We start from the raw sequence: 22,161 nt of genomic DNA on the forward strand, positions 1-22,161 counted from the left end.
CTTAGTTTGAATGTATGGGTTGTCCTAATATGCGAATATTAGACAACCCATTTTTATTGTCCTGCCAGCGAAAAGGCGTCCCAGAAAGTATTCCCCTTAGTTCTTGTTGAACTGCGGCTGGTTCGCAGGATAGGTGGGCGGCAGAGAAATCTTCGTTCAGACTGATCTCACAGAAATATGGCCTTCCTCTTTGCGCTTGTTGGGCTTCAAAAGCGGCGATGGCTTGATTCAACTGAAATTGGCGTTGCTGACTTTGAATGCGAACCTGAGTTTCCCAGCGCCGATCTTTAGTGTGGGATTCTTCTTGAGTATTGGGACTTGGCATTGCTTTATTGAGCGAAGGGCCCAATAGATTTTGACCGGGATTAGGCCGCATAAAAAAAGGCACTTCTGTGACATTAGAGTTTGTTTCCGGTTTGGCTTCGGAGTTTAGGGACTTAGAGGGAGAGGGATTTTTAGGTTCCGTGCTTTGCGTTTGAATTCGGTCTAGCGCCAATTCTTGTGTTGAGCTATCGCTTGAATTGACTAAGAAGATCTTTAGCCATCCCCGACTCTTGCCGGTGGGTAAAGGTTCATAATCCGGAAGCATTTTCCAGGCTACTAAATGAAGCGCAATGCTCAGTATCAATGCAATGAGTAGGGGAAATTCTAAGAGCCTCAAAAGAAAGTGACTCTTATTAGCCTCTCTGGGATGGAGTGTTATTCCCATACTTTCAGTTTAAGCTGCAATGAGATAGCCCCATGCACTCGATCCCCAATCGTTGGAATGACAAAGACGTTTGCCCCCACCCAATCACCTTCCCAAGTAAGTGCTGGCAGTGCTGCTGCAAACCATCCGCCATTATTGGTTTGTGGGTAGCCATTAAAGCCACCAAATACAGCGCCAATTTTGATGGGGCCAATAGCAATGGGTTGGTAATAAATGCCAGCGTAGTTTGAGTAAGCGCGATCACTGTTATAAAAACGCCCGGCTGTTAATGATGCAACGGTATTGAATCGATACTCCAAACCAGCGCCCCAATTGTCGCCATTAAAGTTCTTGTCTTGCTGAAAGTGATAAGAGGCCATGCCTGGGTTGATCCATAGTTGGTTTCTGGTTTCAGGTTTAATCATCTGAAACACATCATCAGACTCAGTGGCTAAGACGACGCCAGTCTGCATGGCGATCGCAGCAGAGGTAATGACTGGAATTGCTTTATGAAGCCGAGGAAGTAAGTTCGGTCTCATATTAATTTAATTGCTTATTTCTTATTGGAGCCGCTAGCTTTATCGCTCTTATCTTTATTGGTTTTATTGAGCTTGAAGCTGAGCTTCTGTCCTTGATAGAGTAGGGTGGCAGACTCATCACCAATACTTTGTAGGCTTAAGCCTTTGCCAATGGTTTCGCCAACGCTAATCGCGTTAGTTGGTTTGCCATCAATTTCAAAAATAGCAAATCCATTAACTGCTCCATCTGGACTGCCATCAGGATTTTTTGAGGTGATGACAACACCCCGCAAATAGATGTTTTCTGTGGCCAATGGCTTACTACCAAAAAGAGCGTAAGCAGTATTGGCATCCTGATTGGAATACAAAGTCATTCCTTTGGAAATCCCATTGACTGGCTGACTTGGAGTTCCCGGAATTTGGGCAATCTTCATGAGCCAGAATGTCGCTGAGAGCGCACAAGCTAGCATCAATCCATAAGTCATTCCCTTGCTGGCCGAAGAAGGCGTTAGCCAACTCAATGGCATGCTCAGAGCTCTCTGAATGCGCTCCTGTTTGCCATGGCTGGATAACGAGTTTAGATCGGTATTTGAACGCGTCAAGGAGCTTTGCTTGAGAGCTTGTTTGGAGCTCCTGAGCCTATCCTGTATTCGTTTGATAAATTCGCTCAAAGTGTCAAAATACCTATAAAATTTGATTTAGTTTAAATCATTGAAAGTGCCACATTTATGTCTTTCTGCAAACATCGTCTGTTTAGTCATAAATCATCACAAAACACCCCTGTTTTGGCTCATTCGGTATTGGCACAAACGCTCAATCGTAAAAGACGTGATGCAGGATTCACGCTGATCGAGATTATGGTCGTGATCGCCATTATCGGTATTTTGGCAACCATGATTGTTCCCAAAATTATGGGGCGTCCTGATGAGGCACGTGCCACTGCGGCTAAGCAAGACGTCGGCACCATTGTTCAGGCACTCAAATTGTATCGCCTAGATATTGGCCGTTACCCAACGACAGAACAAGGTCTCAAAGCCCTGGTAGAGAAACCGGTTTCTGAACCCGTTCCACAAAACTGGAAGGTGGGTGGTTACTTAGAATCATTGCCAAAAGACCCTTGGGGTAACGCCTATCAATACAGTAACCCGGGTACTCATGGCGAAATTGACGTCTATAGTTTTGGTGCTGATGGTAAGCCCGGTGGTACCGCGCTCGATACCGATATTGGCAACTGGCAACCCAGCAATTAATTGCTATCTCGCCAATTCACAACAGCGCATTTACGCAATCCTGCTGAAGGTGGCTTTACTTTAGTAGAGATGTTGGTGGCCATTACGATTTTGGCCATCATGATGGCGGTCGCAATACTGGCTATTCCCAATCATGATGATCGATATTGGCGAGACAATCTCGATCAACTCGTCAGTTCACTCAATATGGCGCAGGAAGAAAGCAACCTTTCAGGAACAACCATGTTGGTGCAAGTAGATGAGGTGGGATGGCGCTTTGCTCCTGCCCTGAACAATGCCCCTGTCAGCGCGCTGATCAATGCCGCAGGCTCCACAGCAAACCCTGGAGCCAATTCAAGTGGCTTGATGCCCGATGTGTATCGTCCACAGTTATGGCATAAGCCGGTCGTGATTGAGCCAGTGCAATTTACTTTGGGCGGCGAAACGATTGCCCAGGCAATGCAAGTTCCGATTGCGCAAGAGCAACGCAAAGCCATCTTGTCCCGATCCACTAATGGTCGTTTTAGTTGGACAGGAGGTGTGCAGTGAAGCGATTACTGCGTCACTCACATACAGAGGGCTTCGCTTTAATTGAGGTGCTCGTTGGTTTGGCGGTCCTCAGTATTGCTCTGATAGCCGGTTTGCGTGCGATTGCCAATGGCGCTGATACCCAATTAGCAGTATCTCAACGCACCCTAGCGTTGTGGAGTGCAGATAATGCCTTGATGGATTTGCGCATGAGTCGAGCCTTTCCGGAGGTGGGAACGACAACATTTAATTGTCCACAAGCGAATTACGTCTTTGTTTGTCAGCGCAAAATTATGAGTACACCGAACCCAAGCTTTCGTAGAGTGGAGATGACGGTATATGCCGCTAACCCTGAAAGCGCCTCGGTAGCAGCAGGTCCACGCCTGGCATGGCTGACCACTGTTATCCCCAATCCAGCCAGTGGTGTGATGTGAAGCAAATTGAAAATCAACCACGCGATCAAGGTTTTGCCTTACTAGAAGTCATTGTGGCTATGGCTATTATGGCTATTGTTGGGCTGTTGGCATGGCGTGGAATGGATGCCATGATTCGTGGGCGAGAGGTGATAGAGCGTCGCTCAAACGAAGATTTTTCTTACATGCAATTGGTTCGCCAGTTCGATCGAGATTGCCAAGAAATCGTACGCCGCGATGAGCTCAATATGGCCAATGGCGTTGTGAGCTCCTCTACAACCAATATGAGTAATAGCCTCACTAGCAGCACCCTCCCTTCCATTGCTGCAGGCGCTAAAAATATTTGGTGGCTACGTCACTATCGGGCTGATACACAAGATGCTTGGTTGCTAGTGGGTTATGGCATCGGATCTAACGGCTTACAGCGCTGGACTAGTCAACCGCTCTTGCGCAGGACAGATGCCCTGACCTTGTGGAAAAATATTGCTCGTGATCCAGACTTGGTTTCCAATGACCTATTGGTCAGTTGGCAAGCACCCAGTATTGTGCGGCAATTATTTGTAGTGCAGAGTTCTCTAGTGAGCGGTGCAGGCGGAAGCGGAGTAAGCGCAACGGGTACCGGCACTCCACCGGCAAGTGCGAATTCGACTGCTACGAATGCAACCCCAAACCCCACTATCAGTTTGATTACTCCAGATCAACAGGGTTTAGTAATGCAGTGGTGGTTAAAAGACATTGCTTTGCCCATTACCCGCTCTTGTTTGATGGGAGGCGCTTTGTAATGTGGTCGCGATTGAGAATATTGAACCTGAGGGAGCCAGTCACGAAGTTAGAGACGAAGTTAGAAACGAAGTTGGAAACTAAGTCAGAAACTGGATCAGCAACCATCACAGCCTTAATTGTGGTGGGTGTTGCTGCTGTGCTCATTACAGGGTTGATGTGGCGTCAGCAAGTGCAGATACGCTCTTTAGAAAATGCTCGTGATCGCGTACAAGCGCAGTGGTTGCAACGTACTGCAATTGATTTCGGGCGCTTGGTCTTGGTTGAGGATCAGCGTACCAGTCAATATGATCATTTGGGCGAGGCCTGGGCTTTGCCTTTGGCTGATGGCAAGGTGGCTGATTTCTTAAAAAATACGGATATTCCAGATGAGATCGCTACCGTGACCTTTAATGGTCAGCTCAGTGATGCTCAAGGCTTATTCAATTTGACCAATTTATGGGATCGCAATTTTCAGGCTGTGAATTCGGCTGGCGTTCAGGAATTTGGGCGACTCTTAGATGCCCTGGGTTTAGACCGGGGACTTGCACAACAGACTGCGCAAGCAGTCTTGCAGAGTGATATGCCGATTGATGATGTGGATGGCTTATTAAGACTGCCAAACTACAATTTAGCAATTTTGCAACAATTAAGACCTTTTGTAGTGGTTTTGCCGAATTTAACGACAGTTAACGTTAATACTGCATCTCCCGAAGTGTTGATGGCAGCAATTAATGGGCTTTCAAGGGGTGCTGCTAATAGCTTCGTCCAGCAAAGAGCAATGGCGCCTTTGAAGACGCTGGATGAGGTCACTTCCCTAATCAATAAGGTAGGTTCTGGGGCCGGCTTGGCGATTGACCCCGCTTTGGTGGATGTGAAGTCTCAGTATTGGGTGGGTCGTACAGAAATTCACCTGGGAAGGGGTATATTTATGAGTTCAGCATTGATTCAGCGCTCTCCAACGCCTTTGCCCAACGGTAATTTAACGCAGGTTATCTGGAGCAAAACTGGAAAAATGGCTGCTGATTAATGGAATATTGGATAACAAGAGTCATCAAAGATGGCGTTTTGAAAGATTAATGTGAGCTTGCTCATCATCCGCTGCCCTCTGAAGCCGTTTGCTGCCCCTGTTACTGCTTCTCCCAGTGATGGGCAAGATGCGTCTTGCGCAGAGCAGTTTGAGTGGTGCCTATTAGAAGATGAAGGCGCTCAGTCTATTACCGGTATGGGCAGCACAGAGTCGATGCCCTATGCCGATGAAGCATTGGTATTACTCCCGACGATAGACGTGCGCTTGATTGAAGCAAAAGTGCCTTTGGCTAATGCAAAAAAGTTACAGCAAATTTTGCCAAATCTGATTGAAGATTTTGTACTTGCTGGCGTTGAGTCGATTGCCGCTCAAGCCTTGCCTCCCATTCCTGGCAATCCAGTCTTGCAAAGAACGTTGGCTTTGATGGATCGAGCGTGGTTTGCTTGGCTCAATCAACAATTAGAGCATTTGCTCGCTCCCCGCGTGCGCTTGATACCAGAGTGTTTGCTCTTGAGTCTGCCCACTGAAGGCGCTCGACCTGAAGTCGCCTATCAGCGTGTAGAGCAAAATATCATTTTTACCCAGCGTACCGGCATGCAACTCGGTGTGTCGTGGATTGAGCATCAAGCGCCAGGGTCAAAAGAGAGTGAATTGAATTTACCTCAGGCTCTCACTGGCGCTACCTTAAAAGTCATTTCTTGGGACTGGTTGGCAGCTGCGGCTCAGGCCTATTTACAGGCAAATAGCAATAGTCGATCCGCTAACTTTGCCTTAAATTTATTACCTGCAAGTTTTAGACGTGATTCCAAGTCATTTGGCGTGGGAGGTAATAGCGGTTTATCTGCTTTGACGCGTTTATTTTCGAGTAAGGCGCTCAAGCCCTCAGACAATACTTCCGGCTTAACTTGGACCGACCCCTTGGTATGGCGACAGCCCACTCATTGGTTGCGCTACTGCGCGATCAGTTTAGTGTTGGGCTTCGGTGTGTATTTATCGTGGACGGTTTTGGATGATTGGCGCTGGTCTAAGCGACTGGAGTTGCTTGCTGTACAAAACTTAAGCCCTGCCGCAATTGCCGCCCTCAATCAAGGTAAGTCTAGTGATAGCGCACCCGCCGTTTTAAATGCATTTGTCAAACAAGTGACATTAGAGCAACGCCACCATGGCATTGTGGTGGACGCTGACTTTGGTGCAATGGCTACTAAGTTACAACAATTCAAAGTGGCTTTTGGTGCTGAAGCATTACAAAAGCTGGATTACGATGGCTATGCGATTACCTTTGAATTTAAACCAGGCGCATTGACAGTGCCACCTAGTGAGGTTCTTCAGCGCGCGAGATTGCTGGGGATGGCAGTGCAATTTTTGGCGCCAAACCGCTATCGTCTTGAGCCCTATGCGGGACTGGGGAGCAATTGATGAACCAGCGCTCGAATAGCTTGATGGAAAAACTCAATGCAGTTGCTGGCAAAGCAAAGGCATTGCTCACCAAAGATTATTCAGTACAAGATTTGCGTCATTTGCCAAATCTTCTGAGTCAATGGTGGAGCAATGCTGCTGTTGATAAAACACTACATCAGGATGACCAATTGAGTAACGCTGCATGGAAAGCCAACAGGGGCTTTGATGCAAAACAGACTTTGCAAGTCTTACAGCGGATCATTTTTAGACAACGGAAAATAGTCCTCCTGATTGGCATTCTTATTATTTTGGGCTTGCTATATCAGCTGCTGCTAGCTCCTTATAGTCGCAAAGTCCAGGATCAATTGGAGATGCGGCCTGCGCAATGGTCGCAATTACAAAGCTTGATTCGGATGTCGAAAACTACCGCAGCAAGTGCTAATGCAGTGAGTTCAAATACCATGTCTTCAATCGTCTCCCCATTAGATGAGCAAGAGCTACAGAAAATTTTGAATGTCTTCACTGCGCGAGGTTTAAAGCCGAGTGTGTTTCGCTTGAGCACCGATAATCCACCGCGTATCGAGTTTCAGGCGAGCGAGGTGATGTTCTCCGTATTCTTAGATGCTTTAGAAGAACTTCGGACAACTTGGCGCTTGTATCCGATACAGCTGAGCGTGCTTGCAAATGGCGGCGCAGGTATGGTGAGTGTCAGCGGTATGTTCAGCCAATATGGCAGCAATGCAACAAATACAGTTGAGCCTGAGGTGGCACAATGAAGCTCACACTAGATCTGAGTCATCCAAAATTACCCAAGTTATTTTGGCTTGCCTTAGTGTTAGTCAGCTTATGGACTGTCATTTGGCAGATGCCTGCAAGTTTGGTGGGTGGTATTTTGACTTCCCAAACAGGATGCAGGGTGATGCTGCAACAACCCGCAGGTACGATTTGGGATGGAAGTGCTGCATTGGCGTTTTCAGAGACCAATGCGAGCGAAGGAGGGTGTCGAGATCCTCACGCAGTCACTGAACGTTTTCATTGGACCAGTACATGCAGTCTATCCACGCTATCGTGTAGTACTGAAATTCAGTTTGTGGCGCTCGATAAACCCCAATTCATTCGCTGGGGGCTCAAGAAAACCCACATTGCTGGCAACGAAGTCAAATTACCAGCCAACGTCCTTGAGGGGCTCGGCAATCCCTGGAGTACTTTAAGGCCCAGGGGGCAATTGGGTGTCCGTTGGACGGATCTGGCTTTGGGAGGCATGATGTCTACCTCTGAAAGCCTCAAGAATGCTCGTTCGGGAGTAATTAGAATTATCATCAGTAGCTTAAGTAGCCAAATTAGCCCTATCAAGCCGCTGGGGGCTTATGAGATTTTGGCCAATATTGGTGACGATGGTCTTAATTGGAGTTTATCCACCACCAGTGGACCCCTTTTATTAATGGGTCAGGGCGATACTAAATCAGGCTTTCATTTTATGGGGGAAGCTTCGGCCTCTCCAGAAGCACAAGAATCATTGATGGGTCTGTTAGCTTTATTGGGTAAAAAAGAGGGCGATAGCTATCGCCTCAAGTTTTAAGTCGTAACGAACAAAGAAAAGTATGCAAACAGGTTTAGGTCGAATATTAGGTAGTTTTCAAAGGCAGCTTGCACGGCTGGTGATCGTTTGCGTCCTAGGTGAAAGTGTCATTCTGCCGATAGCCTTTGCTCAGAATATGAATCAGCCTAGTCAGCTAAATTCCGCAATCCCGGATAGCGCTTCTGTAACGCTGTCATTTTCGAATGCGGATATTGAATCTGTTGCTAGCGTTTTAGCCAAGGCAACTGGCCAAACGATTTTGGTTGATCCCAAAGTAAAGGGCACGATCAATCTAATTAGTAATAAGCCGCTCACGAAAGCCAAAGCGATAGATGCTTTTTCTACCGCCTTGCGTACCTCAGGATTTGCTTTGGTAGATGTCAATGGTATTTATCGGGTGGTGCCTGAGGCTGATGCTAAGTTAATTAGTAATTCAGTGGTGACTGGCAAAAGTAAGCAGGGCGGTGATCAAATTATTACCCGCGTATTTAAGCTGAACTATGAGTCTGCCAACAATTTGCTGCCCGTGCTACGACCTTTGGTTTCTGCGAACAATACGATTAACGCCTACCCGGGTAATAACACGATCGTCATTACTGATTACGCGAGTAATATCCAGCGGATTGGCGAGTTGATTGAAACCATTGATGCGCCTGCATCAACTGATGTGCAAACGATTCAACTACGGTATGCAATTGCGATTGACGTTGCGGCCATGCTCAATAAAGTGCTTGAGAATGGCTTGACTGGTAGCAACGAAAACGGCAATAAAACAGTGGTGATGGCTGATGCCCGTAGTAATTCTTTATTACTGCGTAGCTCAAGCCCAGAGAAGCTTAGACAAATTCGTGCGCTCGTTGCGAAGTTAGATACTCAGGGAAATTCTAATGGCAATATTTGGGTCGTACCATTACGTAACGCAGAAGCCACTAAATTAGCAGTGACCTTGCGGGCGATTGTGGCTGCTGATGCAGCCTTATCTGCCCAGGTAGCGAGCGGTACCGCAACCCAGGCGATGGGTGCCACTGGCAATACAGCCACACCCGCGCAAATGAATAGCGCTCCTGGAGCATCTGGCGGTACGGGTACGGCAGCTGCAACCTCTTCTTTAAGTAGCAGTAGCACCCCCTCTACAGGCGGCATTATTCAAGCAGAGCCGGCAACCAACTCGCTCATCATTACTGCCAATGAGCCGCTTTACCGAAACTTGCGTCATGTGATTGATCAGCTCGATAAACGTCGTGGACAGGTTTATATTGAATCCATCATTGTTGAGGTGAGCTCTACCAATGCGGCAGAGTTAGGCATTCAGTGGCAAGGCCTCGTTGGCTCCGGTAATCAAAATACGGGCTTTGGCGGTACCAACTTTTCAAATGCTGCCGGCACACCTGGTTCGAATATCGTAAACCTCTCACAAAACGTTAACGCTTTATTAAATCCTTCAAATACCAATGGCATCACGCCAGTACAACCAAACCCTGGTTTGAACTTGGGCTTGCTCACTAAATTCAATGGTGTGTACGGTATGTCAGCTTTGATATCGGCCTTAAGCACTACTACGGGAACCAATATCCTATCGACCCCGAATTTAATTACGCTTGATAACGAAGAGGCTAGAATCGTAGTGGGACAAAACATCCCAATGCTGTCAGGCTCCTATGCGACTACGGGCTCTGCTGCTACTGCTACCCCATTCACAACAGTGTCGCGTCAAGATATTGGTTTGATTTTGCGCGTAAGACCTCAGATCTCTGAAAATGGTCTTGTGAAGATGCAAATCTATCAAGAGGTTTCGAATGTAGCGAGTCAAGTTCCTAATCAAGGTCCTATTCTCAATAAGCGTGATATCGAGACCAATGTGATTGTGGATGATGGCCAGACTTTAGTGTTGGGCGGTTTGATTGAAAATAATTACACCGATAGTACGAGTGGTATTCCATGGCTGAGCCAGATTCCCTTTATTGGCGCCCTCTTTCGTTATGACAATAGCTCGCGTACCAAAACCAATTTGCTAGTCTTTTTGCGTCCTTACGTATTGCGCGATAAGGGGCAAGATCAAGAAATTACTGCAAATCGCATGCAATTTATGGACGCGAAGCGTGAGCAATTTACGCCATCAACCATGTTATTGCCCAAGCCCGATTTGCCAAAAATGAGTGAGATGACCGCTCCACTTGTAGCTCCTGGAACACCGGTGCCACGTCCAGACCCCACTATTCCTGGTGGTCCCTCGCCAGCGGCTCCAACCTCACCAGCTGGAGCAGCGCAGACTTCTTCCAGTAAGCAGTAAATATGTTGCGCATCCCTTTTGCTTACGCTCGCACGAACCAAGTTCTCTTGCGTAAGAGTGAGGTAGCGGCAAGTGCTGATGGGGAATTTACTGAGCAATCGGAGTTGCCAGTACTCATTCATAGTCCTTTAACTGGCCTAGATGTCTTGCAAGAAATCTGTCGCTTAACCGGGCCCGTCATTCGTATGGAGCAATCCTCCGAAGCAGTGCTTGAAGAACTCAATAAGGCTTATTCACAAGGCGATCTAGATGCGGCACAAGTTGTTGATGAAGTAGAAGAGGCGGTAGATCTTTCACGCCTCCTTCAAGAGATGCCAGTATCAGAAGATTTGCTGGAAATGAATGATGATGCACCAGTGATTCGGATGATTAATAGTTTGCTTAAGCAAGCCAGTCGGGACGGAGCATCCGATATTCACTTAGAAGCATTTGAACGTAAGTCAGTAGTGCGCTTTCGGGTAGATGGTAATTTGCGTGACGTGGTGGATATGCGTCGTGACTTGCATGCAGCATTGGTTTCCCGCATCAAAATTATGGCTTCATTAGACATTGCTGAAAAGCGGATGCCTCAAGATGGTCGAATCTCATTACGAGTAGGCGGACGCGCGATTGATGTACGCGTATCAACCTTACCCACTTCACATGGTGAGCGCGTTGTTCTGCGTCTATTGGAGAAGAACTACGATCGCTTAGATCTGCGTGCTTTAGGGATGGCCGAAGACACCTTTAATCAATTTGATCAGCTTATTCATCGTCCACACGGCATTGTTTTGGTGACTGGCCCAACAGGTAGCGGTAAGACCACCACCTTATATGGCGCATTACTGCGCTTGCGTAACAAGATTAATAACATCATGACGGTGGAAGACCCAATCGAGTACAACCTCGATGGTATTGGACAAACCCAGGTGAACTCCCGTATTGATATGAACTTTGCCAGGGCCTTGCGCGCCATCTTGCGCCAAGACCCGGACATCGTCATGATTGGCGAGATCCGCGACCTAGAGACTGCTCAAATTGCAGTGCAAGCCTCTTTGACGGGCCACTTAGTATTAGCTACCTTGCATACCAATGACGCTCCGTCAGCCGTGACCCGCTTAATTGATATGGGTATTGAACCTTTCCTACTTTCGTCTACCTTATTAGGAGTGTTGGGTCAGCGTCTCATTCGCATGTCTTGCTCAGCTTGTGGAGGTAAAGGCTGCCCATCTTGCGGTGAATCGGGTTACAGCGGTCGCGCAGGTATCTATGAGTTAATGACTACCAATGAAAAAATTCGTGAATTGATTCACCAGCATGCAGCGGAGAGTGATATTCGCAAGCAGGCCTTAATTGGTGGCATGCGTACCTTAGCGGATGATGGCAAACGCTGGGTGGCTGAAGGTAAAACCACTCCAGAAGAAATTCTGCGGGTTACCGGTTCTGTAGAAATCGATTAATGCTATGACTAACGAGCGCCATGCCCCGCTATCGATTTGAAGCCCTAACTTACGCAGGTAAGAGTGAGCGCGGTACCATCGAGGGTGATAGCGTACGTGCTGTTCGTCAAGTATTAATGGCTAAGCAATTGGTACCAGTCACTATCGACTTAGAAGCAGAGTGGGGCAAGCAACCCTTTTGGAATAAATGGCTATCAAACAATAAACCCCTCAGCCGTGCCGATCTCGCAATCATTACAAAGCAAGTAGCTATTCTGGTTCGTTCGGGCGTACAAATTGATGAGGCTCTCTCGATACTCGCAGATGAAACTAGTCAGGTACATGTAAAAACAGTGCTGCAGTCAGTGGTTTCTGAATTGCGAGCAGGCTTGCCTTTATCAAGAGCCATTGCAGGACAACCCCTTTCATTTGATCCGCTATACCAAGGGGTTGTTGGCGCCGCAGAGCAGTCCGGGAAGATGGGGCAAGTATTGACGCAATTAGCCGAGTTTTTGGAAAAGCGTCAGGCACTCAAACAAAAAGCAATGGGCGCATTAGCCTATCCTGCTATGTTGACGGGCGTTGCTTTCATGATTGTGTTGTTTTTGATGACTTATGTCGTGCCGCAAATTGCTCGAGTCTTTCAGAGTTCCAAGCAAGCTCTGCCGTTTTCTACTCGCTTTATTTTGGGACTCTCCGATTTCTTGGTGAATTGGGGTTGGCTGTTGCTGGTGATGATCGTCGCAGCTATTTTTTATAGTCGTCGCGCCTTAGCAAAAGAAGAGATTCGCCTCAAGGTCGATCGCGCCTTACTCAATTTACCTTTGCTTGGACCTTTATTGCTCGGTTTTGAGACAGCGCGCTTTGCAAACACAATGGCAATGTTGGTTTCTGCCAATGTACCCATTTTGACGGCATTGCATAGCGCACGAAACACGCTCAGCAACTCAGTCTTAAAAGCGGCGATTGACTCAACGGAGGGTCGTTTGCGTGAAGGTACCAGCCTATCTAGGGCCTTAGGTAGTCAAGGGGTCTTTTCACCAATCTTGATTCACTTGATTCGCTCTGGTGAGGCATCGGGTAAGTTAGCCGAGATGCTGAAGTACGGGGCAGAGAACGCAGAGCTCGAATCTGAGCAAAAAACCAAAATATTTACCAGCTTGCTCGAACCTTTATTAATATTGGTTATGGGCTTGATGGTTTTAGGAATCGTAATGGCAGTGATGCAACCAATCTTGGAAATGAATTCAGGGGTAAGGTAATACAAATGCAAATATTAATCATGACTGGACCACACAGCAAAGTGAGAGAGATTTCTCTCTCAGCGCGCCATTTGGTTTTCGGTGGCGCACTCAGCTTGGCCTTGCTTGTAGGCGCAAACGTTGCTATTAACGACGTTACCAATGAGACCAAAGATATCTTGCATGCGATGGAGAAAAAAGATCTTTTAGAGAAGCGCTTCATTGCAAACTCAGAAGATGACTACGAGACTAAACTCATGGAGCTCCAGGCTAGACTAGATGAAGCACAACGTAACTTAGCGCAACTAGATGATTTACGGATTCAGTTGGCAAAGACTAATGGTCAAATGAATCTAGCCAGTAATGTAGTGGATCTTGGTAATGCCCAAGGCGGCCCTCTAAGTCCAGCGAATGCCGTGATTAATCTAGGTAATCAAGGTGAGCAATATGGTGCTCGTTTAGATCGTACTGTGCAAGATTCTATTGCGCTGAGCAATCGAGTGCAGGAGGTACAAAAATCCCTCACGCAAAGTTGGGATGTTTCTAATTCCATTCCAACCGCTTCACCACTCGCATTGATGCCGCAAGCATCTAGTGGTTTGGGGTATCGTATCGACCCTATTACCCAACAAACAGCTTGGCATGAGGGTACGGACTTTCCTGCTGCCTATGGCACACCCATTTTGGCCACTGCTGAAGGCGTAGTTATTCGTGCGGCTTGGGACCAAGAGTATGGCTATGTGGTCGATATTCAGCACAAGAATTCAGTGGTTACCAGATATGCGCACGCTCAAGAAATCCTAGTAAAGCAGGGTGATTTTGTAAAACAGTCCCAAGCGATTGCCAAAGTAGGCTCAACCGGAAGATCGACCGGCCCCCACTTGCACTATGAGGTCTTAAGGGACGGTGTTACCTTAGGCAAGAACTAATTAGTAGTACTTCGCTTGAATTCCCGGTTAAGGAACCAGGCTTAAGAAGAGATACTCTAAGAAGATGATGATATGAACTACCCCTTGCAATAGGGTGGTTCTACCAATCGCTAGAGTAAGTGCGCCAATAAAGAATGACAAATACATCAATGTCATATTGAGATCGCTTATTCCCAGGCTTAGCGGGAGATTAAAGAAGATCGCAATTGCTGCTACCGTCGGAATGGTCAAGCCAATACTGGCTAAAGCCGAACCCAAAGCTAAGTTCAAACTGCTTTGCAAGCGATTGGCCTTAGCCGCTCTAACAGCCGCAAAGCCCTCTGGCATTAATACCAACAGTGCAATCGCAATACCTACAATCGTTTTGGGCGCGCCTGCAGCTGCAACACCGCGCTCAATGGCCGGACTAAGAAGCTCTGCAAGACCTACTACAGTTATTAAAGAGAGTATGAGTAGCGCTCCACTGAAGGCTGTCTTTGTGTTGCTGGGTTTGAGTGCATGAAAATTAATGTCCGTCTTTTTATCTTCTGTCTTTGGTAGGTAGTAGTCGCGATGACTAACTGTTTGGAAGAATAAAAATGCAATGTAGAGCGCAAATGAAGCGATTCCTGCAAAGGCCAATTGGCTCTTCGTGAAGTCTGGCCCAGGTGTGCTGATAGTCACAATTGGCATGACCAAAATAAAAGTAGCCAATGCAGTTAATACCGCCAATGCTGAATTAGTGCCTTCATTACGGAAAGTCATCTCATGATGCGTTAAGCCACCCATAAAAATACAGAGGCCAATCACACCATTAATCACAATCATCACCGTAGCAAATACCGCATCTCTGGCAATGAACTCAGATCCTTCATGACCAGTGAGCATCATCGAAATGATGAGTGACACTTCAATAATAGTGACGCTAATCGATAACACTAGCGTGCCATACGGCTCACCCGTTTTATGTGCAATCACTTCAGCATGGTGAACGGCTGAAAGAACTGCTCCAATCAGCGTGACGCTCATGAGCGCGATGAACCAAGTTTGGCTGAGTAAGTTAGTCATAGGCTGTCTGATCTGATCTTCAAAATAAGGTTAAGCTATCGGTTAAAGCATATTAATGAGAGTGTATAGCCATCCATGAAAGCCATGATCTTATTTGGGCACGGTGCCCGTGATAGCCGCTGGCGTGAGCCTTTTGATCGTCTGGCTGCTTTATGGCAAGAGCAGCATCCCAGCACGCCTGTAGAGTTGGCTTTCTTGGAAATGATGCAGCCTTCACTAGAGGAGGCGGTTGCTAGCCTGAGCGCTAAAGGCGCTACTGAATTGACTATCGTGCCAGTTTTCTTTGGGCAGGGCGGCCACTTACGAAATGACTTCCCAGTGTTACTAGAAGAGTGCCGAGGTAAATTTCCCAACGTTCAATTAAGCGCGACGCCTGCTGTTGGTGAGGATTTGGCTGTTTTGCAAGCGATTGTCGATTTTGCAGCGAGGGCTCACTGAGTATTAAAAATGAATTCGAAGATAGCAAAAATAATCATCCATACGGATACGGTAAGTAGTTTCTTTGATCGCGCTAAAAGAGCTGCTCAAAAAAGTGATCTAGGAGAGTCATTTGAGGGATTGGATACCATTTCATTTGAGGATTCACGGGAGATGTTCAATACTCTCTCTAAATTAGATAAGCCTATTAAGCAAGTGGAATAATGAATCTAAGCTAATAAATAGCTAGGCTAAATTACGCAGGGGCTTCCCTATTTGCCCTTGAAAAGTATCTACCGTTGTTGCTCTGCCAGAATTTCTTAAGGCCTCACCAATCATAATAAGTGCAGGTGAGGCGCTATCAAACCATTCATCTGCTTTGCCAGCAGCTAACTCTTGTAAGGTGCTCGTCCATAAACGCTCACGTGGCGTGCTAACGGCTTCTAAGATTTCTACCGGCGTATCACCATGTTGATTAGGACTTTGTTCAATCAGTTGTTGTGCAATGCGCGCTGCATCTTTGCGACCCATGTAATACACCAGAGTATCAGCGGACGGATTTGATATCGGTTGTCCAGGAGCAAGATTTTCACCACCTTGGGCCAAGGTGATAAACGCTACGCTACGAGATACCCCGCGCAATGTCAGTGACTGCTGAATGCTTGCTGCGCCAGCAAGAGCAGCGGTAATGCCAGGCACAACCTGAACTGCAATTCCAGCGGCATTAAGAGATTGAATTTCTTCATCAGCACGACCAAAGAGCATCGGGTCGCCACCCTTGAGACGCACAATCACTTGATATTTCTGTGCAGCATCCACTAAGCGCTTATTAATAAACTGCTGCGCTGAAGACAGCTTGCCACAACGCTTACCGACTTCGATCTTCTCAGCCTGCGGGCATAGTGTCAGCATCTCTGGGTCAACTAATGCGTCATAGAAAACAATGTCCGCTTGCTCAAGTAGCTTTGCGCCACGAACGGTAATCAGGTCTACTGCACCAGGCCCAGCACCTACTAAATACACTTTTCCAAGCGTATTGCTAGTCTTGTGGTGATTAGCGGGTGCTGTGGTCATGATTATGTATTTAAACGCTCAAAGTAGCGCGTTTATCACGCCAGCTATTTTGGGTAGTGACTGTATACAAATCAAATTGCTTGAGGGCAACATCTAGGTTTTGATCAGGGCGCAAAGCAAAGCTATCAAAGCCAACACGTGCGCCTTGCAAGAGTTGATCGATCAATACATCACCAATGGCACGGATCTCACCTTGCCAAGCAAAACGGTTGCGCAATAAGGCGGCAGTACTAAAGCTGCGACCATCTCTAAAGATAGGGAAGTGTGCTGCCACTAAAGGCCAGGCCTGTTTGCCTACTTCAATCACATCGGCATGTTTCAGAATGTCATCATCAGTAGCAAACCACACACCAATCTGACCATTAGTGGCTTTAGCAGCCACATCCACTTCATGATGATGTTCAAGCCACCAAGTAAACGGTACTAATGCTTTATGAGCACCATGCTCCAGATCAGGTAGGCCGCCTTCGTCTTGGCTACCGCTCCACACTTGCCATTCATTTGGAACTAGGGTGGGTTTGCCACCTTTGGGGAAATGCAAAATCTCTTGATGCGAGGTAATGTTGAGTTGGCTCATGCTGCACCCCCTTCAACTACCTTCTCTTTTTTCTTAGCGTTTTTGTATGCCGCCTCTTTAAAGGGTGTTACTCCAATGCGACGATAAGTCTCAATGAATGGCTCATCGCCACTGCGCTCACCTACATAAGTGTTGATTACATTGGTGATGACATCTGGAATTTCATCGGCGTAGAAAGAAGGGCCAATCACTTTGCCGATAGAGGTGTCATTGCCTTGCTCGCCACCTAATGTGACCTGATACCACTCTTCTCCGTCTTTATCCACACCCAGCACGCCAATATTGCCAACGTGGTGATGACCGCAGGAGTTAATGCAGCCGGAGATGTTTAGGCTGATATCGCCTAAATCAAATAGGTAATCTAAATCATCAAAGCGCTCTTGAATCGCTTTGGCAATCGGCAAGGACTTGGCATTTGCTAATGAGCAGAAGTCGCCGCCAGGACAGGCAATGATGTCAGTCAACAGGCCAATGTTTGGCAAGGCAACTTTCTGCTTCTTGGCTTCTTGCCAGAGTTCAAATAACTTGGCGTGCTCAACATCGGCTAATACTAAGTTTTGCTCATGAGTCACACGTAACTCTCCAAAACTATATTGATCGGCAAGATCGGCAATGGCATTCATCTGTGCAGTAGTAGCATCACCAGGCGCTACTGTGCCATGTGGTTTGAGTGACAGAATGACGCTGGTATAACCTGGGATCTGATGCGGCTTGACGTTACGTTCAATCCAACGAGCAAATGCAGCACGCTCTACTTCTGGGGCACTAGCTAAAACTTGTTCAGCGCTCAGTGCAGGCAAGCTCTTGTATGCCGGCTTTGTGAAATGCTGCGCAACACGATCCCACTCGGCTTGAGTGAAGTTGTCATCACCATTTTTGATGTGAGCCCATTCACCCTCGACTTGACGAGCAAATTCTTCTGGGCCTAAGGCTTTGACTAAGATCTTGATGCGGGCCTTGTAGAGGTTGTCTCTTCTGCCGAAACGGTTATAAACACGTAGCAGGGCGGTGAGATAGCTTGGCAGTACATTCCAAGGGAGCCCTTGTTTAATCAGGGATCCAAGGATCGGAGTGCGACCCATGCCGCCGCCAGCGTAGATGTCAGCAGTTAATTCTCCAGCGGCATTTTTCTTGAGCTCAATACCAACGTCATGGCAAAGCAACACTGTGCGATCTTCTTTTGCACCATTGACTGCAAACTTAAATTTACGCGGTAAGTGGGCAAACTCAGGATGCAAGGTTGACCATTGGCGTAAGAGTTCACAAATAGGACGAGTGTCTACATATTCATCAGCAGCAACTCCAGCAAAAGCATCGCTTGTAATATTGCGAATACAGTTTCCAGAAGTTTGGATTGCATGCATTTCCACTTTAGCAAGCTCAGCCAAAATATCAGGAGTGTCTTCTAGTGTTACCCAGTTGTATTGAATATTTTGACGTGTAGTGAAATGACCATATCCACGGTCATACTTTTCAGAGATGAGTGCCAGCGTGCGTAATTGCTTTGCACTAAATAAACCGTAAGGAATGGCAACGCGCAGCATGTAGGCATGCCGTTGGTGATACAAACCATTTTGAAGCCGTAGCGGACGGAATTCTTCTTCGGCAAGAGTGCCGTCTAAGCGTCGAGCAACCTGGTCGCGGAATTGGGCAACCCGTTGATCTACAAGGGTTTGGTCAATGGCATCGTATTTATACATAAGGAGGCTATTGTCATATTTGACAGATATTTCTACAAATAATTAAAAGTTGATCCTATATATCTAAATACATATAAAGATGCTGAATTTGATCGCTTTCTAAAAAGTCTGCTTCAATAGGCTCAGAGGGATAAAAAGCCCCAAGAATTGCATTAAATAAACAATAGCGGAGACAAAAGATGAAGAAATTAAGGGCGATCAGCCTTATTGCTGGATTATTAGCCAGTACAACCCTGTTTGCAGCGGATACCTCAAAAGCACCATTGCCTTTGAGCGCCACCCCAGGGCAAGGATTTAGCCAAGAAGGTCTCAAGAGAATCGATGCGTTCTTTGCAGATCAAATTGCTGCCAATAATATGGCTGGCGCCGTTCTAGCGGTCTCTAAAAATGGCAAGCTCACGATCTTTAAACCTTATGGCTACTTAGATAAGGCCAACAACAAGCCTATGACTACGGATGCTATTTTCAATTTGGCATCGATGACCAAAGTGATGTCCTCAGTGAGCGCCTTAACTTTTTACGAGGAAGGCAAACTTCCTTTGAATGCACCGATCTCTAATTGGTTGCCGCAATTTAAGGACATGAAAGTAGGCCAAATTGATGGCGATGGAAAGCTTAATTTAATTCCAGCTAAAAATCCGATTACTATCCAAGATCTCATGCGCCATACCAATGGCTTAACGTATGGCGGTCGTGGCGCTACACCAGTGCATAAGACATATCCAGCTGGCTCTGCGCCAGCAGCAGTGCAATACACAGCAGCAGAGTTTATTGATAAGTTAGCAAGCAACCCATTGTTATATGAGCCTGGTACAGCCTGGGATTATGGTTTTGGTCTTGATGTACTTGGCATTATTGAAGAAAAAATTGCCAGCAAATCATTGGGTGCGATCATGCAAGAGCGAATTTGGAATAAGGTTGGTATGCCGAACACCACCTTTGATCTTGCCGAGAAAGACCGTCCGCGTTTAGCGCAGCCGCTCCCACTGGATCCATTGACTGGCAAGCCACAGAAGGTGGATATTCATTCGCAGAAAGTGAAGTTTGATTGCGGTGGTTCCTGCGCTTATTCCACTGCGGGTGATTACATTCGTTTTGGGCAAATGTTACTGAATGGCGGAAGCTTGGAGGGTAAGCGTGTGCTTGGACCGCAGACAGTTGCGTTCATGACTTCAAATCATCTCAATAAAGATATTAAGAACAATGTGAGCGGTACCGAGCCAGGACGTATGGGTTATGGATTTGGTCTGGGCGTTGCAGTGCGTACCGATAGAGGCCTATCAGCTATCAACGGTAACGTTGGAGATTTCACCTGGAATGGCGCTTACGGAACCATCTTTTGGGCCGATCCAAAAGAGCAGATGGTTGTAGTGATGATGGGTGTTGCGCCAGGAGAAATTCGTAAGGTGCATCGTGAGCAACTTAACGCAGTCATTTATGGAGCCTTAGAGAAGTGATTCATCTAGGTACCATTATTTGAGTATGGTTTTTCCGCTCTTTAAAATAAACGCAGTCACTAAATATGACTGCGTTTTTTATTGTTTAAATTTTTTCGAAGGAGATCGACATGATGTAACTAGTAAATAAAAGTAAGAGGAGTTTGTTATGTCGAGAACGTTTAGACGTAAAAATCAAAAGCATGAATATATTTGGGTGTTAAAAGATTGGGATACCTTTTTTAAGGGGGTGCGTACCGTTCACCATAGCCCGCAATCACCTGCTGGACGTAAAGCAATCGCAGTTTTTCACTCAGATGCACAGGTCACCATGGCAAGTGCGGCACCTCGTTGGTATCGGAGGGCATTTGAGCATCGGCGCCGCACAAGAAACAACAGGGTAATGAGGCTATGGCTTAAGGGTTTGGCAGATCCGATTTTTGAGGTCCGCCATAGACATGATGCTAATTGGTCATGGTGGTAATGCCGGCAGTCAGGTAATTTTTGGGGGATTAAATCGGCTGACATATTGTGCGCAACCACGCATCAATAAAGTCGAATTTTAATTCACCCTTTTCAAACATTGAGATAATTTTGTTATGCAATGTCTTGGATGTAGCATGGATACGAAAGCCGTTTAATCGTAAAAAGGTATCCATGACAGCAAATGCAATTCTTTTGTTTCCATCAACAAAAGGGTGGTTAATGGCAAGACTTTCGAACAGCGCGGCTGCTTGACTGATCACATCCTTGTAATACCCAGATTGTGGGCGATTTAGGGCGGATTCAAGTGCGGCGATATCTCTTATGCCTGGTGAGCCGCCGAATTGATGTATCAAGACGCCATGCATCAACATGACCTCTTTGGTTGAAAGATAAAGCACTACTTAGCAAGCTCTTTGTAGAGATCTTCGAATTCTTGAAGGCTTTGAGCAAAGTGCGACATCGCTATGCGGCTGTTGATGGAAAAACCTTTTTTATTAAGGTAGTCACGGAAGGCCTCATCTAAGACAGCATGAAACTTGCGGCCCTCGGAATCAGCTATTTGGTGCAGGCCATTTAATACATCTGGGCTGGCCTGAGATGAGAATTTGCTTAAATTTAGGTTTCCCATGGGATTTTCCTCGCTTTTCAAGATTATTCTTGAAATTTCATGAAAAATCAAGAAAAGTCAGTCACCCCTTAAATAGCAGGTTTAAAGCCCGTATTCTCGATAGTGTCTGTACAGATTAGCGATAGATGCAAAACCAAGCACCACAATCAGTACAGCAAATAAATATTCAGTTGTGAGGTAGGTAAAAATGCCCAAGTGAATCAAGACGGCTGCGCCTATAAAGGCGGCAATCGAGCCAAAAGCCACAAGTCTGAAATTGGGGATAAAGGCGCCTAAGGTAATGGCGACAAACACTAGGTAGAGCTCGGATACCAACTGATCAGCAGTTACAAAAATACTATTGGTAAGTTCTGGATTGGTAAATTTCCCCAAGACAGCAATAATGAGGATAGAAGCCAAGACCGCAAAGTTCAATTGCGCCTTAACTAAGACATCTTTCAATGGGACACCCATTTTTATGAAGCACTGCCGTTAAATACGAGGCTCATCCCAATCCAAAGGATGACAAAGGCAACTAAGACGGTGGAGCCGATTTTCTTTAGGAAGTACTCTAGGGTATCCATATAAGCCTCATCGTTTCGGCCGAAGTAATGGTCAAAGCGCTTCCAAAAAAGGCGGCCTACGACTAGAGGCAGAAGTATGGCAACGATGCCTAAGATAACGGTGAGGGTGTTATTCATGGGGGATAACCTTCTTTGCTAACAATCCCCATTGCTGAGGGTGTAAAAGGATAAAGAATACCCTTTTTTGTTTTTTGCCCTGCTAGGCACTGGTTC

The 22,161-nt window shown here is 46.5% G+C and carries 26 protein-coding genes; 15 read left to right on the forward strand and 11 right to left on the reverse strand.

Translation table 11 applies throughout. From position 1 onward, the window contains the following. Position 1: 1 nt before the first annotated feature. Genes ICN34_RS08525 through ICN34_RS08535 form a run of 3 tightly spaced genes read right to left on the reverse strand, consistent with a single transcriptional unit; the run spans position 2 to position 1,733 of the window. Positions 2 to 709, reverse strand: coding sequence for a hypothetical protein (locus ICN34_RS08525; protein ID WP_216122012.1), 708 nt, complete (start codon positions 707 to 709; stop codon positions 2 to 4). Continuing rightward, positions 700 to 1,227, reverse strand: a complete 528-nt coding sequence (locus ICN34_RS08530; protein ID WP_255538618.1) for a hypothetical protein — start codon at positions 1,225 to 1,227, stop codon at positions 700 to 702. Before ICN34_RS08530 ends, ICN34_RS08525 begins: the two co-directional genes overlap by 10 nt. A 14-nt stretch (positions 1,228 to 1,241) precedes the next feature. Continuing rightward, positions 1,242 to 1,733, reverse strand: coding sequence for a hypothetical protein (locus ICN34_RS08535; protein WP_216122014.1), 492 nt, complete (start codon positions 1,731 to 1,733; stop codon positions 1,242 to 1,244). Positions 1,734 to 1,934: 201 nt separating this feature from the next. Here ICN34_RS08535 and gspG point away from each other — a divergent pair, with 201 nt between their 5' ends. The 12 genes from gspG to ICN34_RS08595 are packed head-to-tail and all read left to right on the forward strand — an operon-like array spanning position 1,935 to position 14,020. Further along, positions 1,935 to 2,456, forward strand: a complete 522-nt coding sequence (gene gspG, locus ICN34_RS08540) for a type II secretion system major pseudopilin GspG (RefSeq protein WP_216122016.1) — start codon at positions 1,935 to 1,937, stop codon at positions 2,454 to 2,456. Next, positions 2,457 to 2,984 (forward strand): prepilin-type N-terminal cleavage/methylation domain-containing protein, encoded by a 528-nt coding sequence (locus tag ICN34_RS08545; protein ID WP_216122018.1) that lies wholly within the window; start codon positions 2,457 to 2,459, stop codon positions 2,982 to 2,984. After that, positions 2,981 to 3,397: a type II secretion system minor pseudopilin GspI gene (gene gspI / locus ICN34_RS08550; protein WP_216122021.1), complete on the forward strand. Its 417-nt coding sequence runs from the start codon at positions 2,981 to 2,983 to the stop codon at positions 3,395 to 3,397. The genes ICN34_RS08545 and gspI overlap by 4 nt, the downstream gene beginning before the upstream one ends. After that, positions 3,394 to 4,158 (forward strand): prepilin-type N-terminal cleavage/methylation domain-containing protein, encoded by a 765-nt coding sequence (locus tag ICN34_RS08555; RefSeq protein WP_216122022.1) that lies wholly within the window; start codon positions 3,394 to 3,396, stop codon positions 4,156 to 4,158. The genes gspI and ICN34_RS08555 overlap by 4 nt, the downstream gene beginning before the upstream one ends. Further along, a complete protein-coding gene (gene gspK / locus ICN34_RS08560; RefSeq protein ID WP_216122024.1) occupies positions 4,158 to 5,165 on the forward strand; it encodes a type II secretion system minor pseudopilin GspK in 1,008 nt (335 codons plus the stop codon). Before ICN34_RS08555 ends, gspK begins: the two co-directional genes overlap by 1 nt. Positions 5,166 to 5,216: 51 nt before the next feature. Continuing rightward, positions 5,217 to 6,581: a type II secretion system protein GspL gene (locus tag ICN34_RS08565; protein WP_216122026.1), complete on the forward strand. Its 1,365-nt coding sequence runs from the start codon at positions 5,217 to 5,219 to the stop codon at positions 6,579 to 6,581. Next, on the forward strand, positions 6,581 to 7,339 hold the full coding sequence (gene gspM / locus ICN34_RS08570; protein ID WP_216122029.1) for a type II secretion system protein GspM: 759 nt from the start codon (positions 6,581 to 6,583) through the stop codon (positions 7,337 to 7,339). The genes ICN34_RS08565 and gspM overlap by 1 nt, the downstream gene beginning before the upstream one ends. Next, on the forward strand, positions 7,336 to 8,142 hold the full coding sequence (gene gspN / locus ICN34_RS08575; RefSeq protein WP_216122031.1) for a type II secretion system protein N: 807 nt from the start codon (positions 7,336 to 7,338) through the stop codon (positions 8,140 to 8,142). The genes gspM and gspN overlap by 4 nt, the downstream gene beginning before the upstream one ends. A gap of 22 nt (positions 8,143 to 8,164) precedes the next feature. Further along, positions 8,165 to 10,432, forward strand: coding sequence for a type II secretion system secretin GspD (gene gspD / locus ICN34_RS08580; RefSeq protein WP_216122033.1), 2,268 nt, complete (start codon positions 8,165 to 8,167; stop codon positions 10,430 to 10,432). A gap of 2 nt (positions 10,433 to 10,434) precedes the next feature. After that, positions 10,435 to 11,871 carry a GspE/PulE family protein gene (locus ICN34_RS08585; protein WP_216122035.1) on the forward strand — a complete coding sequence of 479 codons (1,437 nt, stop codon included), beginning with the start codon at positions 10,435 to 10,437 and terminating at the stop codon, positions 11,869 to 11,871. Between the two features lie 20 nt (positions 11,872 to 11,891). Beyond that, entirely contained in the window at positions 11,892 to 13,112 is a 1,221-nt protein-coding gene (gene gspF, locus ICN34_RS08590) for a type II secretion system inner membrane protein GspF (protein ID WP_216122037.1), read from the forward strand. Positions 13,113 to 13,132: 20 nt separating this feature from the next. Beyond that, positions 13,133 to 14,020 (forward strand): M23 family metallopeptidase, encoded by an 888-nt coding sequence (locus ICN34_RS08595; protein ID WP_216122038.1) that lies wholly within the window; start codon positions 13,133 to 13,135, stop codon positions 14,018 to 14,020. A 27-nt stretch (positions 14,021 to 14,047) separates the two neighbouring features. Here the strand turns inward: ICN34_RS08595 and ICN34_RS08600 are convergent, their stop codons facing one another. Next, complete coding sequence (locus ICN34_RS08600; protein WP_216122040.1) at positions 14,048 to 15,067, reverse strand: calcium:proton antiporter; 1,020 nt, start codon at positions 15,065 to 15,067, stop codon at positions 14,048 to 14,050. Between the two features lie 75 nt (positions 15,068 to 15,142). On the opposite strand from ICN34_RS08600, the gene ICN34_RS08605 reads away from it, so the two are divergent. Then, positions 15,143 to 15,505, forward strand: coding sequence for a sirohydrochlorin chelatase (locus tag ICN34_RS08605; protein WP_216122042.1), 363 nt, complete (start codon positions 15,143 to 15,145; stop codon positions 15,503 to 15,505). 225 nt (positions 15,506 to 15,730) lie between these two features. Here the strand turns inward: ICN34_RS08605 and cobA are convergent, their stop codons facing one another. The 3 genes from cobA to ICN34_RS08620 are packed head-to-tail and all read right to left on the reverse strand — an operon-like array spanning position 15,731 to position 18,835. Beyond that, a complete protein-coding gene (gene cobA / locus ICN34_RS08610) occupies positions 15,731 to 16,558 on the reverse strand; it encodes a uroporphyrinogen-III C-methyltransferase (RefSeq protein WP_216122044.1) in 828 nt (275 codons plus the stop codon). A gap of 10 nt (positions 16,559 to 16,568) precedes the next feature. Beyond that, complete coding sequence (locus ICN34_RS08615; RefSeq protein ID WP_216122046.1) at positions 16,569 to 17,135, reverse strand: DUF934 domain-containing protein; 567 nt, start codon at positions 17,133 to 17,135, stop codon at positions 16,569 to 16,571. Beyond that, positions 17,132 to 18,835 carry a nitrite/sulfite reductase gene (locus ICN34_RS08620; protein WP_216122048.1) on the reverse strand — a complete coding sequence of 568 codons (1,704 nt, stop codon included), beginning with the start codon at positions 18,833 to 18,835 and terminating at the stop codon, positions 17,132 to 17,134. The genes ICN34_RS08615 and ICN34_RS08620 overlap by 4 nt, the downstream gene beginning before the upstream one ends. Positions 18,836 to 19,014: 179 nt before the next feature. Here ICN34_RS08620 and ICN34_RS08625 point away from each other — a divergent pair, with 179 nt between their 5' ends. Then, on the forward strand, positions 19,015 to 20,292 hold the full coding sequence (locus ICN34_RS08625; RefSeq protein ID WP_216122050.1) for a serine hydrolase: 1,278 nt from the start codon (positions 19,015 to 19,017) through the stop codon (positions 20,290 to 20,292). 148 nt (positions 20,293 to 20,440) lie between these two features. Next, on the forward strand, positions 20,441 to 20,755 hold the full coding sequence (locus ICN34_RS08630) for a hypothetical protein (protein ID WP_072583217.1): 315 nt from the start codon (positions 20,441 to 20,443) through the stop codon (positions 20,753 to 20,755). Positions 20,756 to 20,783: 28 nt separating this feature from the next. Here ICN34_RS08630 and ICN34_RS08635 read toward each other — a convergent pair whose 3' ends face one another. The 4 genes from ICN34_RS08635 to ICN34_RS08650 form a co-directional block, all read right to left on the reverse strand. Then, positions 20,784 to 21,155, reverse strand: a complete 372-nt coding sequence (locus ICN34_RS08635; protein WP_370624001.1) for a type II toxin-antitoxin system death-on-curing family toxin — start codon at positions 21,153 to 21,155, stop codon at positions 20,784 to 20,786. After that, entirely contained in the window at positions 21,155 to 21,385 is a 231-nt protein-coding gene (locus ICN34_RS08640; protein ID WP_072583215.1) for a hypothetical protein, read from the reverse strand. The genes ICN34_RS08635 and ICN34_RS08640 overlap by 1 nt, the downstream gene beginning before the upstream one ends. A gap of 81 nt (positions 21,386 to 21,466) precedes the next feature. Beyond that, entirely contained in the window at positions 21,467 to 21,826 is a 360-nt protein-coding gene (locus ICN34_RS08645) for a hypothetical protein (protein WP_255538621.1), read from the reverse strand. A gap of 14 nt (positions 21,827 to 21,840) precedes the next feature. Further along, on the reverse strand, positions 21,841 to 22,065 hold the full coding sequence (locus tag ICN34_RS08650; RefSeq protein WP_072583213.1) for a hypothetical protein: 225 nt from the start codon (positions 22,063 to 22,065) through the stop codon (positions 21,841 to 21,843). Positions 22,066 to 22,161: the final 96 nt, after the last annotated feature.

It is taken from the genome of Polynucleobacter sp. Tro8-14-1 (assembly GCF_018881655.1).
Lineage (GTDB): Bacteria > Pseudomonadota > Gammaproteobacteria > Burkholderiales > Burkholderiaceae > Polynucleobacter.

Bases quoted from the DNA above. Each gene is read 5' to 3' on its own strand.
- ICN34_RS08630 (WP_072583217.1), top strand. From the start codon at position 20,441: ATGTCGAGAACGTTTAGACGTAAAAATCAAAAGCATGAATATATTTGG.
- ICN34_RS08640 (WP_072583215.1), bottom strand. From the start codon at position 21,385: ATGGGAAACCTAAATTTAAGCAAATTCTCATCTCAGGCCAGCCCAGAT.
- gspD (WP_216122033.1), top strand. From the start codon at position 8,165: ATGCAAACAGGTTTAGGTCGAATATTAGGTAGTTTTCAAAGGCAGCTT.
- ICN34_RS08535 (WP_216122014.1), bottom strand. From the start codon at position 1,733: ATGCCATTGAGTTGGCTAACGCCTTCTTCGGCCAGCAAGGGAATGACT.
- gspN (WP_216122031.1), top strand. From the start codon at position 7,336: ATGAAGCTCACACTAGATCTGAGTCATCCAAAATTACCCAAGTTATTT.
- gspF (WP_216122037.1), top strand. From the start codon at position 11,892: ATGCCCCGCTATCGATTTGAAGCCCTAACTTACGCAGGTAAGAGTGAG.
- ICN34_RS08585 (WP_216122035.1), top strand. From the start codon at position 10,435: ATGTTGCGCATCCCTTTTGCTTACGCTCGCACGAACCAAGTTCTCTTG.
- gspK (WP_216122024.1), top strand. From the start codon at position 4,158: ATGTGGTCGCGATTGAGAATATTGAACCTGAGGGAGCCAGTCACGAAG.
- ICN34_RS08650 (WP_072583213.1), bottom strand. From the start codon at position 22,065: ATGAATAACACCCTCACCGTTATCTTAGGCATCGTTGCCATACTTCTG.
- cobA (WP_216122044.1), bottom strand. From the start codon at position 16,558: ATGACCACAGCACCCGCTAATCACCACAAGACTAGCAATACGCTTGGA.
- ICN34_RS08530 (WP_255538618.1), bottom strand. From the start codon at position 1,227: ATGAGACCGAACTTACTTCCTCGGCTTCATAAAGCAATTCCAGTCATT.
- ICN34_RS08625 (WP_216122050.1), top strand. From the start codon at position 19,015: ATGAAGAAATTAAGGGCGATCAGCCTTATTGCTGGATTATTAGCCAGT.
- gspG (WP_216122016.1), top strand. From the start codon at position 1,935: ATGTCTTTCTGCAAACATCGTCTGTTTAGTCATAAATCATCACAAAAC.
- ICN34_RS08595 (WP_216122038.1), top strand. From the start codon at position 13,133: ATGACTGGACCACACAGCAAAGTGAGAGAGATTTCTCTCTCAGCGCGC.
- gspM (WP_216122029.1), top strand. From the start codon at position 6,581: ATGAACCAGCGCTCGAATAGCTTGATGGAAAAACTCAATGCAGTTGCT.
- ICN34_RS08605 (WP_216122042.1), top strand. From the start codon at position 15,143: ATGAAAGCCATGATCTTATTTGGGCACGGTGCCCGTGATAGCCGCTGG.
- ICN34_RS08615 (WP_216122046.1), bottom strand. From the start codon at position 17,135: ATGAGCCAACTCAACATTACCTCGCATCAAGAGATTTTGCATTTCCCC.
- ICN34_RS08525 (WP_216122012.1), bottom strand. From the start codon at position 709: ATGGGAATAACACTCCATCCCAGAGAGGCTAATAAGAGTCACTTTCTT.
- ICN34_RS08600 (WP_216122040.1), bottom strand. From the start codon at position 15,067: ATGACTAACTTACTCAGCCAAACTTGGTTCATCGCGCTCATGAGCGTC.
- ICN34_RS08620 (WP_216122048.1), bottom strand. From the start codon at position 18,835: ATGTATAAATACGATGCCATTGACCAAACCCTTGTAGATCAACGGGTT.